This is a genomic window from uncultured Salinicola sp., from assembly GCF_937921195.1.
Classification (GTDB): domain Bacteria; phylum Pseudomonadota; class Gammaproteobacteria; order Pseudomonadales; family Halomonadaceae; genus Salinicola.
Genome location: NZ_CALFQK010000216.1, coordinates 1 through 14,102, shown reverse-complemented (window position 1 = coordinate 14,102; position 14,102 = coordinate 1). Strand labels below are relative to the sequence as shown.

Sequence of the window (14,102 nt, the reverse complement as noted above, 5' to 3'; positions counted from 1 at the left end):
GTTTCTGGCCGCCGGTGCCGACGCCGCCCTCGACGCCATAACGTTTGATGCTCATACGGTTTTCTCCTGGGTTGTCTCAATGATCGGGTGGGTAATGCGAGTGAAAAATCATGATGCGGTGCGGGAAGGCCGGGCCGACAGCCGGACCTGGCGCCGCAGCAGCCGTCCGGCCCGATGTTCGCTGGCCTCGCCCTGGCGGTAGCTGACCACGCCGTTGACGACGACCAGCTCGATGCCGCTCGCCTTGGCGATCGGCGCGGTGTAGGTCGCGGTGTCCTCGAGGGCGTCGAGATCGAACAGCACCAGATCGGCGAAGGCGCCGACGCGGATCTCGCCGCGGTCGGTGAGGCCGAAATTGGCGGCGGAAAGCCCGGTCATCTTGCGCACCGCCTCGGTCAGCGGCAGCAGTTTCAGGTCGCGGCTGTAGTGGGCGAGTACCCGCGGGAAGGCACCCCACAGCCGCGGATGCGGATGCGGATCGTTGGGCAGACCGTCGGAGCCGACCATCGACAACGGATGCGACAGCACCTGACGCATGTCCGCCTCGCTCATGTTGTGATAGACGGCACCGGCCGGCTGCAGGCGCCGGGCGGCGTCCATCAGCGACAGCTCCCACTGCTCGGCGATCGCCTTCAGCGGCTGGCGCGCCATCTCCGGGTGCGGGTCGGACCAGGTGATGAAGATGTCGATCTCGTCGGTGACCTGGCCCAGATCCAGCGTCGAGGAGCCGGCGGTGTAGGGGTAGCAGTCGCAGTGCACGCCGTGGGAGAGCGCGGCGTCGTCGAGCTTGGCCAGCGCCTTGGGCGCGTTACCCCAGTTGCCGGCGCCGGCGCATTTCAGGTGCGAGATCACCAGCGGCGCCTGGCCGTGCCTGGCGGTGGCGAAGGCCTCGTCCATCGCCTCGGGGAGCCCGGCGAACTCGTCGCGCAGATGGGTGGTATAGACGCCGCCGGCGCGGCCGACCGTCTCGACCAGCTTGTTCATCTCGGCGGTGGGGGCGTGATAGGCGTTGCGGTAGGCGAGCCCGGAGCTCATGCCCACGGCGCCCTCGGCCAGCGCGATTTCCAGCTGCTCGCGCATGGCGGCGATCTCGTCGTCGCTGGCGGCCCGGTCGAAGCGGTCCATGACCTGGCTGCGCAGGCTGGTATGGCCGATAAGCGCCGCCACGTTGACGCTGGGTTGCGCCTGCTCGATCGCCTCGGCGTAGGCGGCGAAGGTGGGGTAGCGGAAATCCTCCGCTCGGCCGAGCAGGTTCATCGGGTCCGGCACTTCGCCGGAAAGTCGCACCGGGCTCGCGCTGATACCGCAATTGCCGACCACCACCGTGGTCACGCCCTGGGAGAGCTTGGGCAGCATCTGGGGAGTGCGGATGACATTGGTGTCATCGTGGGTATGCACGTCGATGAACCCCGGCGTCAGCACCAGTCCTTGCGCCTCGACCGTCTCGCGGGCGTCGAGGTGACCCAGATCGCCGATGGCGACGATCCGGTCACCGTCGATCGCCAGGTCGGCGAGGAAGGGCTCGCGTCCGCTGCCATCGATGAGACTGGCACGGCGAATCAGCAAATCGTGAGACATGGGAGCTCCCGGATTCTCAATCCCCCAGCGGCTGGCGGTTGTCGCCGCCGCGATGGGCATCGAGGGTGATCTTGAGTCGTCGCAGCTTGTCGCGGGTGCGCGAGCGGTGACGCAGGGCCAGGCCGAGGGCCAACATGTCGATGGCGGCCATCATGGCGTAGCGCGACGACGACGGAAAATAGATGTAGTCGGTCTCGCGGGCTGCCAGCGGCAGCGTGATATCGGCGACCTTGGCCAACGGCGAGCCGGTAGCGGTAATCGCCAGGACCCGCGCGCCGTATTCACGCGCCAGCTCCGCGGCCTCATTGATTTCCGGCGTGTAGCCGGTGACCGAAAGCGCCACCACGACGTCATCGGGTTCCAGCGTCGAGGCGACCATGCGCGGCAAGAGCGCTTGCGGATAGGCGCTGATTGCATAGCCGAGCCGGACCAGCCGGAACTGCATCTCCTGCGCCATCACCGTCGAACCGCCGCCGGCGCCGAACACCAGAATCTGGCGGGCGTCGTCGAGCATCGCCACCGCGCCCTCGATATCCGCCTGCTCCATCAGCGTGCGGTTGAGCGCCAGGGTCTGGGCGGCGGTGTCGTAGATCACCCCCAGGCCATCGTCCTCGCTGGCTTCCTGGATGAAACGGCGGCCTGCCGCCAGCGCCCGGGTCAGGCGGGTCTTGAGATCGCGCACGTTGCGGCAGTCCACCGCACGGGCGAAGCGCGTCACCGTGGCATCGCTCACCGCGGCGCGCCTGGCGATCTCGCCGATGCTCGCCTCGGCGACGAAGTCGATATCGTCGAAGATCAGATTGGCGACCTTCTTCTCCGCCTCGCGCAGGCTCGGCAGACAGGCGGTGATATGCGACAGGATGTCGATCTGCTGGCTCACGTGGCTTTCCTTCGGCGTCACTTCGGGGATGCTCTTCCTGGCCTGATACTTTCTAACTCAAAAATATTTGAGTTGAAAGTTATTACCTTTCAGTGGCGCAAAATCCCGCCCAAAGTCTTAGGCTCTGTACGAAAACTGTCTGCGCTCGGCAATACTGCGTTAAAAATCGGCTCAAGATGCTCATTTACACCCCGTAAACTCCGCTATTTCGCCGATTTTTGCCTCGTCTTGCCTTCGCTCGTCGACTTTTCGTACAAACCCTGGGCAATACCACTGCCGAGCGGCCCGTCCGGGAGGCTCGAACGGACCGGCAGTCAGAAGCGCTAGAACGACGAGGTCTTGAGAAACGCCTGCAGCCGCGGCGACTCGGGATTCAGGAACAGCCGCTGGGGCGGGCCCTGTTCGGCGATTCGGCCATCCTCCATGAACACGACCTTGTCGGAAACGTCCCGCGCGAAGCGCATTTCATGCGTGACCAGCACCATGGTCATGCCCTCCTGGGCGAGGGATCGAATCGTCTCCAGCACCTCGCCGACGCGCTCCGGGTCGAGTGCGGACGTGGCTTCGTCGAACAGCATCACCTTGGGACTCATGGCGATGGCCCTGGCGATGGCCACGCGCTGCTGCTGACCGCCGGAGAGCTGGGAAGGGCGATGATCCCGCCGCTCGAGCATGCCCACCCGGTCGAGCCAGTGATCCGCCAGTTCGATCGCCTGGGGCCTCGGCATGCCACGGACCTTGGTCAGGCCGAGCGTGACGTTGTCCAGCGCGCTCATGTGCGGAAACAGGTTGAAGGCCTGGAACACCATGCCGGTCATCGCTCGCTGACGTGCGACTTCCCGTTCGCCGATGCGGACCCGCTGGCCACGCCGGAGGTGGTAGCCAATCGCCTCGCCGCCGATCAGCACGTCGCCCCGATGAAACTCCTCGAGCAGGTTGAGGCAGCGCAGCAGGGTGGTCTTGCCGGAACCGCTGGCACCGATGATCGAGACGACCTCGCCCTCGGCGACCGTGAAATCGATGCCCTTCAGTACCTCGAGTTCGCCGAAACGCTTGTGTAGATCGCGCACTTCCACGATAGGGGTCATACCGCTCTCCTCGTCGGTTGGTCGAGACGCCGACCGATGAAACGCCCGACCTGCTCGATGGCGAAGTCGATCAGGAAATAGATCACCCCGGCCAGCAGGTAGAACTGCATGTTGAGAAAGTTGTTGCTGATGATCTGCTGGGTGGTGAGCAGAAGCTCGGCGACGCCGATCACCGACAGCAGCGTCGAGGCCTTGACCATCTCCACCGCGGCGGTGATCCAGGTCGGCAGGGCGTAGCGCAACGCCTGGGGGAACAGGATGTAGCGAAAGATGCCACCAAAGGTGAGGCCGATGGCGCGGCCGGCCTCGATCTGGCCGCGCGACAACGACTGCAGGGCGCCACGCAGTATCTCGCCGACATGGGAGGCGCAGAACAGCGTGAGCGCCAGCGCGCCGGCCTGGAAGGCGGTGAGGTTGAAGCCCACGGCGGAGGAGACGTAGAACGTCGCCAGCACCAGAACCAGCACCGGCGTACCGCGGATGATGTCGATGTAGAGCCGGGCCGGCCACCGCAACGGCTTGTTGCCGTAGGTGACGGCAATGCCGATCACGATCCCGAGAACGGTGCCGGCCAGAATGGCGATCAGCGATACCGCGAAGGTGATCGCCGTACCGTGCAGCAGCGCATCACGGTTGTTCACGACCTCGTTGAAGAAGTAGGTCCAGTCCATATCAGGCTTTCTCCAGCACGAGCCGTTTTTCCATCGCTCTCAGCACTAGCGTGATGGCGTAGCAGCAGACGATGTAGAGCAGCGACGCCACGAGCCAGACTTCGATGACCCGGAAGGTCTCGGAGTTGATCTTGCGGGCATAGAACGTCAGCTCGGGGACCGCGATGGTGGCCGCCAGCGAAGTGTCCTTGAACAGCGAGATGAAGTTGTTGCCGAACGCCGGCAGCGCGTTGCGGAACATGATCGGCAGCACGATGTAGCGCTTGATCCGCAGCGAAGTCAGGCCGATCGCCTGGCCTGCCTCGACCAGGCCCTGGGGAACGCTCAACAGGCCGCCGCGGAAGACCTCCGCCATGTAGGCACTGGCGTAGAGCGACAGGGCCACGACGAAGCTGGTGATCTTGTCCAGCGACAGACCGAGTTGCGGCATGCCGAAGAAGAGAAACAGCACGATCACCAGGATCGGCAGGTTTCGGAGGATCGAGATCCAGGTAAAGGCCAGGCTGCGTAGCCAGGGGCTGGGAGCGCGACTGGCGAAGGCCACGACCAACCCCAGTACGGAGCCGATGGCGATCGATACCAGCGCCAGCAGCAGGCCGAGACCGATGCCGCTCAGCAGCAACGGCCACTGCTCCAGGATGGGGGCGAAGTTGAAGTGATAGTTCATGTCAGTCCATCCGCTCGGGGAAGCGGTTCGGGAGAGCGTTGCCGGGCACGAGGTTGCCCGGCAACGTCGGCGGGGTCAGGGGGTTAGCGCATTTCGGCGGGGAAGCCGGTCTGTGGTGCGGGAGGACGCTCGCCGAACCACTGTTCGAACGCATCGGCATAGCGCTGGAACTCGACCCCGTACATGGCTTCCTCGAGGGTGGTGTTGACGAAGTTCAACCAGCGCTGGTCATCCGGCGAGACGGCGCAGGCGTAGGACTGCGGATTCCAGCTGTAGCCGGCATCGATGTAGCGCCCGGCGTTGTTCTTCATGTACCACTTCAGGGTCGACAGATCGGTGGCCACGGCGTTGGCGCGACGTGAGTTGAGCGCCTGATAGATCAGATTCTGGCTCTCGTACTGGTCGACCTCGGCTTCCGGCAGGGCCTGATGGACCATCTCCTCGGCATAGACGTTCTGAAGCACGGCAATCGTGATGTCGCTGCCGGCAGCCTTGAGCGCATCATAGTCGGCGTAGTCGCTGCCCTTGAGCATCAGCAGGCCGACGCCTTCCCGATAGTAGGGCACGGTGAAGGCGACCTGTTGGGCGCGGGCCGCCGTGACCGTCATCCCCTGGCAGGAGATATCGACCTTGTTGGTCAGCAGGTTGGGGATGCGGGCATCCGAGGACTGATTGACGAAACGGACCTTGCTCGGATCGTTGAACAGGCCCTGGGCCAGGATGTGGCCGATATCGGCATCGAAACCGACGGTCTGGCCATTGTCGGTGAAGTGCCAGGGCGGATTCGAGCTGCCGGTGCCGACGATCAGTTCGCCGCGATCGAGAACCGTCTGCAGGGTATCGGCCTGGGCAGTCGTGGCGGCAACAGAGGGGATGAGGGCGACCGCCGCAACGGCGCTCAGCGCTTTGAGGATCGTTTTCATGGAGTGGGCTCGTCTTGTTGCTGTTGTTTGTCCGATATATCGGATCGTTGTCCGATTTACCGGATGAATTTATACTGCACCCATCCATCGCCCCTGCGCAAGTGGGTCGTCCAGCTGCCGGCAAGGCCGTTGGACTTGAGTCCAGAGACACGTCAACGAGGTGATATGAGCCGTTCAAGTACCACATCGACTCCCCGAGCCCGGGGCATCGATCGCGTCATCTCCCTGTGCGAACAGCTTCATCTGCATCGTCAACCGATGACGCCGAAGGAGTTGATGGCGGCCACCGGCGCGCCGCGGTCGAGCGTCTACGAGCTGGTCAATCTGCTCAGTGAAGCGGGCTGGCTGGAGACGGAGAGCGACGGCCGGATTTTCTTCGGCCGGGCGATGCACTACTTCGGTCTCGACTATGCCGACCACAATGACCTGCTGCGCCGGGCCCGACCCGTGATGCGCCAGTTGTCGGCACGTTTCGACGAGACCACTCAGCTGTGCATGCTGGATGGTGACAAGTACACCGTGATGCTCAACGAGAATGGCGCCCGGCCTTTTCGTATCAGCTCCGAAGTCGGGGTAAAGGTGCCGATCCCCTGGACCGCATCCGGTCGGGTGCTGCTGGGTGGCATGAGTCGGGAAGCGATGCTGGGACTGATACCGGAGGAAGATTTCGTGCTGCCCAGCGGCGAGCGTATCGATATCGATGGCTTCATCGCCGAGATCGAGTCGACGCGTCGTCGGGGCTACGCCCTGACCGAGGGGCTGGTCGACAGCTTTGCCTGCTGCATGGCCGCGCCCATCCACGAGGGCGCCGGCCCGGCCCAGGCGACGCTCTGTTTCACCATTGGCCGCGACGCCGACGAGGCGCGCCGTAACACCCTGCTCACGGCATTGCGCGAGGCGTCCCGCTCGCTCTCCCGCGAGACCGATACCCGCTGACACCCCCATCCGGAGAACAGATCATGAACAAGACGACTCCCCCTGCGACGCCACAGAAAGGGACCCCACGGTCGACGCCTGCCCAGCTGCTGGCGGACGTGCCGCTGCCGGCGGCGGCGATACTCGAGACGCCGCTGGCCCACAACCTGGCGTGGATGCAGCGCTTCGCCGATGCCCATGGCGCCAAGCTCGCCCCTCACGGCAAGACCACCATGGCACCCAAGCTGTTCCAGCGTCAGATCGAGGCGGGTGCCTGGGGCATCACCCTGGCCACGGCGGTGCAGACGGCAGCGGCGCACGCCCATGGCATAGCGCGGGTACTGATGGTCAATCAGCTGGTCGGTCGGCCCAACATGGCGCTGGTGGCGGATGCCATCGAGGCGGGGCTGGAGTACTACTGCGTGGTGGACGGTGCCGACAACGTCCGTGACCTGGGGACGTTCTTCGCCGACAGGAACCTGACACTGAACGTGCTGATCGAGCTGGGTATCGACGGTGGCCGCTGTGGCTGCCGTACTGCCTCGCAGGTCGACGCGCTGGTGGCGGCGATCGCGGCCGAGCCGGCGCTGGCGCTGGTGGGCATCGAGGGTTACGAGGGCATGATCGGTGGCGACGACGAGATCGCCGCGGTGCGCGCCTATGGCGAGCGACTGGTGGATACCGTCAAGACGCTCCGCGCCAGCGGCGCACTCCAGCGCGAGGCGCCGATCGTCACCGCCTCCGGCTCCAAGTGGTTCGATCTGATCGCCGAGGCGTTCGACTTAGCGGAGCTGCGCGAGCACTACACGCCGGTACTGCGACCGGGCTGTTACGTGGTCCACGATCACAAGCTCTATGCCGGTGCGATGGATGCGATCAAGGCCCGGGATCCGGAGCTCGAGGGTGAACTGAAGCCGGCGCTGGAAGTTTTTGCCCACGTGCAGTCGTTACCCGAGCCGGGCCTGGCGATCATCGCCCTGGGCAAGCGCGATATCGGCCACGAGCCGGACCTGCCGTTGCCGCTCCGTCTCTATCCCCGGCTCGACGCTGGCGCCCCGGCGCCCATCGACATCCGCTCCTGGCGAACGACGAAGATCATGGATCAGCACGTCTTTCTCGAGATTCCCGACGAAGCCGGGATCGCGGTCGGCGATGTCATCGCCTTCGGCACTTCGCATCCCTGCCTGACCTTCGACAAGTGGCGACAGCTGCTGCTGGTCGACGACCGGTTGGCGGTGAAGGAGGTGATCGAGACCTGCTTCTGATGCCGGTGTCGCATTCGCCATTAAAAAGTGGAAATGGTTTCCATAAATATTGACGCCCGGTCGTCGCTCGCTTAACTTGGCATCCATGAGCGGCGACGACGGGTGGGTCTCGTTGTCGGCGGCAACTCCCTGACAGGGTGAAACGCGCGCCGTGCCGATGCGTCGGTTCGGTACTCTCGCGGTTCATCTCCCGAGCGCTCTTCCGTCGGGATGAGACCTAACGAATCATTGACGGAAGTTTGTGGCGAGCCAATGGCTCGCCTTTTTTATATCCCGCCCATCGATGTCCTGCTCGCGCCGAGGCGGGCGCCATGAATTCGCAGGGAAGCATGAATTCACAGGGAAATAAGGAGTAAAACACCGTTCGGTTGTTTCCTCGTCGTGGGTTAAGTCTAATGAAAAGCGCTGACGTCAATTCGACGTATGGCGCGTTTCGACTGCCACAAGAGGCCGACAGTGTGAATCATCAAGGACGAAAGCCCGCTCAGGGACATTCGCGGCACCTGAGAGTGCTCATGGCAGCCAGCCTGGGTGTCGCGGGCCTGACCTGCGCCGGCATGGCGCAGGCCCAACTCGAGGATTTCGAGGTCATGGACAACCCGGCGCAGGCGGAGAAGCCCTTCGAGGGAACCGCCGAGCTGGGCTACAACAAGATCAGCGGCAACAGCAACAGCGAGAGCCTGCGTGCCGGTGTCGACATGACCTGGTTCCGGCAGGCGTGGTCCTACAGCTTCAAGGCGGCTACCAAGAGCGCCAGCGACAACGACGAGACCTCGGCAGAGGAGTATCTGGTCGCCGGGCGGACGCGCTACAACCTCTCTACCTACAACTACCTGTTCGGTCTGGCCCGCTGGGACAAGGATCGCTTCTCCGGCTACGACTCCCAGTCGACCCTGGCCGGCGGTTACGGGCGCCAGTTGCTGATCGGTCCGCCGCAGTCGCTGGCCGTGGAGATCGGCCCGGGGGTGCGTCACGACGAGTACGAAGATGGCGGCCACGACGATGTCGGCCTGCTCTATGCGGGGCTCGACTACGACTGGCAGTTCTCGGAGACCTCGAAGTTTTCGCAATCGCTGGCGGCCGAGGCCTCCGACGAGAACATCATCGGGCGCTCGGAAACCGCCTTGACGGTGGCGATGAACGACGCGCTGGCGCTCAAGGTCTCCTACGAGGTCGAGTTCAACGACAGCCCGCCGCCGGGAGCGTCCAGCCAGACCGATACCGCCACGGGGGTGTCGCTGGTCTACAACATGTGATCCGTCGGGCGAGAGACGCAGAACCAGAACGGGGCTTCGGCCCCGTTCTTCATGCCAGTGGGTGGGAGGGGCGCGATTCGCCTCAACTCTGGACCGAGATGACCGAGCCGCCGTCCACCCTCACGTTGCTGCCGTTGACGAACGAGGCGTGCTGCGACGCCAGCATGGCGATGACGAAGGCCACTTCGTCGGCTTCGCCCCGGCGTTTGGCGACGATTCCGGGGCGCTCCTCCTCCAGAAAGCTCTCGATCGCTTCCTCGAAGGTGCAGCCGAGCTGTTCGGCGCGCTGCTTCATCATGCCGTCGGTCATCGGCGAGGCGACGAAAGCCGGCGCAACCGTGTTGCACAGCACCCCTGAGGCGGCTTCCTTGTAGGAGAGATTCTTGACGAAGGTGCCTAGCGCTGCCTTGGCGGTGTTGTAGACGGCCTCTTCCCAGTAGGGCTGAACGGTGTTTTCCGACGTCAGGCAGATGAAGCGCCCCCAGCCGCGGTCACGCATCGCCGGAATGGTCGCCCGCGCCACACGCACCGCCGAGAAGAAGTCGATCTGCCAGGCGTGTTCGTAATCGTCGTCGCTGAGTTCCAGCGGGTCGCCCTTGGCACCGGTGACGCCTGCGGCGTGGACGACGATATCGATCGCGCCGAAGCGTTCGACGCCCTGACGAACCAGCGCGTCGACCTCGGCCTGGTCGGTGACGTCGGCGGCGACGCAGAGCGGGTCGCCGTCGATCTCGTCGGCGGCGCGGAACAGTGCGTCGGCGTCGAGATCGCTGAGCACCAGACTGACGCCCTCGGCGGCGAGACATTTGGCCGTGGCCAGGCCGATGCCGCCCTGAGCGCCCGTGATCAGCGCCGTTTTACCGCGAATCGCCAGATCCATGATCAAGCCTCCTTGCTTAATGCGGAATGGATGCGAAGGGTTACCGGGTTCGCGCCTCCAGCATGGTCGAGGTCACGGGTTCTCGCCAATCCGGCCCAGGGTGGTGCCGCCTTGCGGGGGTGGGCTCGAGGCGCAAGAATGGTGCCTCTGACGCCACATCTCGATTCCAAGCCGCGGGAAAAGCGGTGACATTCTGATTGCAGGGAACGCCATGAACTTCCGTTATCTCTCGACGGCGCTGTACCTCGGCGCCGCCATACCCGGCGTCGTGCTGGCGCAGCCCACGTCGGCACCGTCTTCGCCCCGCGCGCAGGCACAGGCGCAGCCGGTGATCGAGGTCACCGCGCCGCGACTCTCCCGTGAGCTATACGCCACGCCGGCCGCCGTTTCGGTGGTCGAACGCGACGAGATCCAGCAGGGCCAGCAGCGGGTTCGCCTGGACGAGTCGCTGGTCACGGTGCCCGGCGTGTTCCTGCAGAACCGCGACAACTTCGCCCAGGGGCAGCGGGTCTCCATCCGTGGCTTCGGCGCGCGGGCGCCTTTCGGTGTGCGCGGGATCATCGTCGTAGTCGACGGCATTCCCTACACCCTGCCCGATGGTCAGGCCCAGCTCGACGCCATCGATCTCGACAGCGCCGAGCGTATCGAGGTGATCCGCGGTCCGGCCGCCGTCCAGTACGGTAACGCCGCCGGCGGTGTGATCAGCGTCACCACCGCCGATGGCAGCGATGACCCCGGTAGCCATGTCCGCATGGAGGGCGGCAGCGACGGTTATCGCAAAGCCTCGGTCAGCAACGGCGGTGTCAACGGCCCGTGGTCGCACCATATCAGCGTGTCGGCGCTCAACGTCGATGGCTATCGCGACCACAGTTCGACCGAGAAGTACCTGCTCAACGCCAAGCTGCGCCGCGAGCTGGGTAGCGATCGCGCGCTGACGGCCATCGTCAACCTGCTCGACAACCCGCGCTCGGAAGATCCGGGGGGCTTGACCCGCGAGCAGGTGCATGAGGATCGCGATCGGGCAGGGGCGTTCACCGAGGAGTACGACACCGGCCAGTCGGTCGATCAGCAGGTGCTGGGGTTGCAGTACCAGGATCTATCGGCAGGGCCGGGCGAGTTCTACCTCAAGGGGTTCTACCTCCAGCGCGATTTCGAACAGCAGTTGCCTTATCCCGGCGATAGCCTGATCGACTATAACCGCGATTATTATGGCGCCAGCGCCGAGTATCACCAGACGTCGAGCGTGGGCGACATGCCGCTGCGCTATGTGGCGGGACTCGACCTGGCGCGTCAGGAAGACGATCGCGGACGCAAGAACGTCGCTTTCAATGGCGACGTGACCGGCAAGGTCGCCGACGAGACCCAGACGGCCACCTCGGTCGGCACCTTCCTGCAGGGCGATCTCGATCTTACCGAGCGCTGGACGCTGTCGCTGGGCGGCCGTTACGACCGGGTCGATCTCGATATCGACGACGATTATCTCAGTGACGGCGACAACAGCGGCGACCGCACTTTCCATCAATGGAGCGGATCGGCCGGGCTGAGCTACCGCTACCGTCGCCACCATCAGGTCTACGTCAATACCGGTACCGCCTACGAGACGCCGACCTTCTCCGAGTTCGCCAATCCCGCCGGCATCGGTGGTTTCAATCCGGATATCGAGCCGCAGAAGTCCTGGAATCGCGAGATCGGCCTGCGCGGCAACTTCGACAACGGTCTCGACTACGACGTGGCGATGTTCTCGGTGCGCGTGCGCGACGAACTGGTGCCCTACGAGGGCGATGATGGACGCACCTTCTACGAGAACGCCGGCGACAGCGATCGTGACGGCATCGAACTCGCCCTGGGCTGGCAGTTCGATCCGAGCTGGCGAATCGACAGCGCGCTGACGCTGGCCAGCTACGAGTTCGATAGTTACGAAGACCAGACTGGGGATGATTTCGGTGGCAATCGCATACCTGGACTGCCGGAGCAGACTTGGGTCAATCGGCTGACCTGGCAGGGGTTGGATCGGCGCTTCGCGGCGCTCGAGACGCAGTACGTCGGCGATATGGTGGCCGATAACGCCGGCGACGTTCACGTCGGCGACTACTGGCTGGTCAACCTGCGCGGGGGCGATGGCTGGCGTCTCGGCGGCGATACCGTGCTCAAGCTCTACGGTGGCGTTCGCAATCTGTTCGATGTCGAGCATTACGCCAACGTGCGTATCAATGCCAGTAACGACCGCTATTTCGAGCCAGCGCCGGGGCGAACGGTCTATGCTGGTATCGGAATCGACTTCTGACGCATCGCAGCCCGATGCCTCGAGGTGGAAAACACCAGAGCGGCGACGGCGTATCGCCGCCATCATCGATGATTCAAGGAACCGTTATGCGTACTTTCATCCCGTTTGTCGGAGCCCTGGTCTTGCTCTCCCTCGTCAGCGGCTGCACGTTCAACCGCTACAACGATGGCCAGCGCGAGGTGAAGCCCGGGGTGCCTCAGGAGGGGCCGACCAGCAATCCGGCGGACGCTTCCCGCGGTCAGAATGGCACTGGCGAACTGCCGTAGGCGGCGGTTTTTTTCGAGTCCTGACGCAACAAGCCGCCCGCGGGCGGCTTGTCGGTCGACGGTACATCGGGGCGGCTATCAGGCCTGATAGTCGCTCTCGGAGTAGAGCACGCGCAGGCGCAGGGTGTGGTCGACCTGCTTGAGCGCCTCCAGCGCCTGCTTGCCGTAGGCCTTGTCGACGTCGATGACGACGTAGCCGACCTTGTCGTTGGTCTGCAGGAACTGACCGGCGATGTTGATGCCGTTCTCGGAGAGTACGCGGTTGATCTCGGAGAGCACGCCGGGCACGTTCTCGTGGATGTGCAGCAGGCGGTGCTTGTCCGGATGCGACGGCAGCGCCACTTCCGGGAAGTTGACCGAGGTGATGGTGGTGCCGTTGTCGGAGTAGGTCACCAGTTTCTCGGCGACCTCGATGCCGATGTTCTGCTGCGCCTCCAGGGTCGAACCGCCGACATGCGGGGTCAGGATCACGTTCTCGAGACCGCGCAGCGGCGAGGTGAACTCCTCGTCGGCACCCTTGGGCTCGACCGGGAAGACGTCGATCGCCGCGCCCAGCAGCTTGCCGCTCCTGAGCGCTTCCGCCAGCGCATCGATGTCCACCACCGAGCCGCGGGAGGCGTTGATCAGGATGCCGCCCTGCTTCATCAGCGCGATCTGCTCGGTGCCGATCATCCAGCGCGTGGAGGGCAGGTCCGGCACATGGAGAGTGATCACGTCGGCGCGGGCGAGCAGCTCTTCAAGGCTCCCCACCTGGCGTGCGTTGCCCATGGCCAGCTTGGTCACCACGTCGTAGTAGAGCACGTCGAAGCCGAGCCCTTCGGCGAGCACGGAGAGCTGAGCCCCGATGCTGCCGTAGCCGATGATCCCCAGCGTCTTGCCGCGCGCCTCGTGGGAGTTCTTGGCCGACTTGAGCCAGCCGCCCTGGTGGGCGCGGGCGTTCTTCTCGGGAATGCCGCGCAGCAGCATGATCGTCTCGGCCAGGACCAGCTCCGCCACCGAGCGGGTGTTGGAGTAGGGCGCATTGAACACCGGGATGGCGCGCCTGAGCGCCGCATCGAGATCGACCTGGTTGGTGCCGATGCAGAAACAGCCGACGGCGGTCAGCTTTTCCGCCGCGGCGAAGACCCGCTCGGTGAGCTGCGTCCGGGAGCGAATGCCGATGAAGTGCACGTCGCGGATCTTGTCGATCAGATCCTCTTCGGTCAGCGACGTGGAGAGCGTCTCGATACTGGTGTAACCCGCGTTCAGCAGCGTGTCCACGGCGGACTGATGAATGCCCTCGAGCAGGAGGATCTTGATCTTGCTCTTGTCCAGAGACGTCTTGGCCATTGGTGGATCAACCCTTCTTCATCGGCTTGTGGCGACGGTGGCATGACGAGCGGCGTCGCGTTCATGGGGAAGATCTGGCGAACCGGGGCGGGGAGCCCCC

13 protein-coding genes are annotated in these 14,102 nt (G+C 64.4%); 5 read left to right on the top strand and 8 right to left on the bottom strand.

Going from position 1 to position 14,102, the window contains the following annotated elements; genetic code table 11:
- Positions 1-108: 108 nt before the first annotated feature.
- From Q0602_RS25300 to Q0602_RS25275, 6 genes are all read right to left on the bottom strand, one after another.
- Complete coding sequence (locus Q0602_RS25300) at positions 109-1,578, bottom strand: amidohydrolase family protein (RefSeq protein ID WP_298849059.1); 1,470 nt, start codon at positions 1,576-1,578, stop codon at positions 109-111.
- 16 nt (positions 1,579-1,594) lie between these two features.
- A complete protein-coding gene (locus tag Q0602_RS25295; RefSeq protein ID WP_298849057.1) occupies positions 1,595-2,458 on the bottom strand; it encodes a MurR/RpiR family transcriptional regulator in 864 nt (287 codons plus the stop codon).
- Positions 2,459-2,781: 323 nt separating this feature from the next.
- On the bottom strand, positions 2,782-3,546 hold the full coding sequence (locus Q0602_RS25290) for an amino acid ABC transporter ATP-binding protein (protein WP_298849055.1): 765 nt from the start codon (positions 3,544-3,546) through the stop codon (positions 2,782-2,784).
- On the bottom strand, positions 3,543-4,217 hold the full coding sequence (locus Q0602_RS25285; RefSeq protein WP_298849053.1) for an amino acid ABC transporter permease: 675 nt from the start codon (positions 4,215-4,217) through the stop codon (positions 3,543-3,545). Before Q0602_RS25285 ends, Q0602_RS25290 begins: the two co-directional genes overlap by 4 nt.
- A 1-nt stretch (position 4,218) precedes the next feature.
- Entirely contained in the window at positions 4,219-4,884 is a 666-nt protein-coding gene (locus Q0602_RS25280) for an amino acid ABC transporter permease (RefSeq protein WP_298849051.1), read from the bottom strand.
- A gap of 83 nt (positions 4,885-4,967) precedes the next feature.
- On the bottom strand, positions 4,968-5,807 hold the full coding sequence (locus Q0602_RS25275) for a transporter substrate-binding domain-containing protein (RefSeq protein WP_298849049.1): 840 nt from the start codon (positions 5,805-5,807) through the stop codon (positions 4,968-4,970).
- Between the two features lie 165 nt (positions 5,808-5,972).
- On the opposite strand from Q0602_RS25275, the gene Q0602_RS25270 reads away from it, so the two are divergent.
- The 3 genes from Q0602_RS25270 to Q0602_RS25260 all read left to right on the top strand — a co-directional run bounded on the left by Q0602_RS25270 (position 5,973) and on the right by Q0602_RS25260 (position 9,243).
- Entirely contained in the window at positions 5,973-6,743 is a 771-nt protein-coding gene (locus Q0602_RS25270) for an IclR family transcriptional regulator (protein ID WP_298849047.1), read from the top strand.
- A gap of 23 nt (positions 6,744-6,766) precedes the next feature.
- Positions 6,767-7,987, top strand: a complete 1,221-nt coding sequence (locus Q0602_RS25265) for an amino acid deaminase (RefSeq protein ID WP_298849045.1) — start codon at positions 6,767-6,769, stop codon at positions 7,985-7,987.
- A 515-nt stretch (positions 7,988-8,502) separates the two neighbouring features.
- Entirely contained in the window at positions 8,503-9,243 is a 741-nt protein-coding gene (locus Q0602_RS25260; RefSeq protein ID WP_298849043.1) for a DUF481 domain-containing protein, read from the top strand.
- An 82-nt stretch (positions 9,244-9,325) separates the two neighbouring features.
- Here Q0602_RS25260 and Q0602_RS25255 read toward each other — a convergent pair whose 3' ends face one another.
- Positions 9,326-10,123, bottom strand: a complete 798-nt coding sequence (locus tag Q0602_RS25255) for an SDR family oxidoreductase (RefSeq protein ID WP_298849041.1) — start codon at positions 10,121-10,123, stop codon at positions 9,326-9,328.
- Positions 10,124-10,334: 211 nt separating this feature from the next.
- Here Q0602_RS25255 and Q0602_RS25250 point away from each other — a divergent pair, with 211 nt between their 5' ends.
- Both Q0602_RS25250 and Q0602_RS25245 read left to right on the top strand, forming a co-directional pair.
- On the top strand, positions 10,335-12,407 hold the full coding sequence (locus Q0602_RS25250) for a TonB-dependent receptor (protein ID WP_298849038.1): 2,073 nt from the start codon (positions 10,335-10,337) through the stop codon (positions 12,405-12,407).
- A gap of 86 nt (positions 12,408-12,493) precedes the next feature.
- Positions 12,494-12,673, top strand: coding sequence for a hypothetical protein (locus Q0602_RS25245; RefSeq protein WP_149436131.1), 180 nt, complete (start codon positions 12,494-12,496; stop codon positions 12,671-12,673).
- Between the two features lie 78 nt (positions 12,674-12,751).
- Here Q0602_RS25245 and serA read toward each other — a convergent pair whose 3' ends face one another.
- Positions 12,752-14,002, bottom strand: coding sequence for a phosphoglycerate dehydrogenase (gene serA / locus Q0602_RS25240; protein ID WP_298849036.1), 1,251 nt, complete (start codon positions 14,000-14,002; stop codon positions 12,752-12,754).
- Positions 14,003-14,102: the final 100 nt, after the last annotated feature.

Excerpts from the sequence above, each read along its gene's own strand:
- Q0602_RS25250 (WP_298849038.1), top strand. The coding sequence starts at position 10,335 with ATGAACTTCCGTTATCTCTCGACGGCGCTGTACCTCGGCGCCGCCATA.
- Q0602_RS25245 (WP_149436131.1), top strand. The coding sequence starts at position 12,494 with ATGCGTACTTTCATCCCGTTTGTCGGAGCCCTGGTCTTGCTCTCCCTC.
- Q0602_RS25285 (WP_298849053.1), bottom strand. The coding sequence starts at position 4,217 with ATGGACTGGACCTACTTCTTCAACGAGGTCGTGAACAACCGTGATGCG.
- Q0602_RS25255 (WP_298849041.1), bottom strand. The coding sequence starts at position 10,123 with ATGGATCTGGCGATTCGCGGTAAAACGGCGCTGATCACGGGCGCTCAG.
- Q0602_RS25270 (WP_298849047.1), top strand. The coding sequence starts at position 5,973 with ATGAGCCGTTCAAGTACCACATCGACTCCCCGAGCCCGGGGCATCGAT.
- Q0602_RS25300 (WP_298849059.1), bottom strand. The coding sequence starts at position 1,578 with ATGTCTCACGATTTGCTGATTCGCCGTGCCAGTCTCATCGATGGCAGC.
- Q0602_RS25280 (WP_298849051.1), bottom strand. The coding sequence starts at position 4,884 with ATGAACTATCACTTCAACTTCGCCCCCATCCTGGAGCAGTGGCCGTTG.
- Q0602_RS25290 (WP_298849055.1), bottom strand. The coding sequence starts at position 3,546 with ATGACCCCTATCGTGGAAGTGCGCGATCTACACAAGCGTTTCGGCGAA.
- Q0602_RS25275 (WP_298849049.1), bottom strand. The coding sequence starts at position 5,807 with ATGAAAACGATCCTCAAAGCGCTGAGCGCCGTTGCGGCGGTCGCCCTC.
- Q0602_RS25260 (WP_298849043.1), top strand. The coding sequence starts at position 8,503 with ATGGCAGCCAGCCTGGGTGTCGCGGGCCTGACCTGCGCCGGCATGGCG.
- Q0602_RS25265 (WP_298849045.1), top strand. The coding sequence starts at position 6,767 with ATGAACAAGACGACTCCCCCTGCGACGCCACAGAAAGGGACCCCACGG.
- serA (WP_298849036.1), bottom strand. The coding sequence starts at position 14,002 with ATGGCCAAGACGTCTCTGGACAAGAGCAAGATCAAGATCCTCCTGCTC.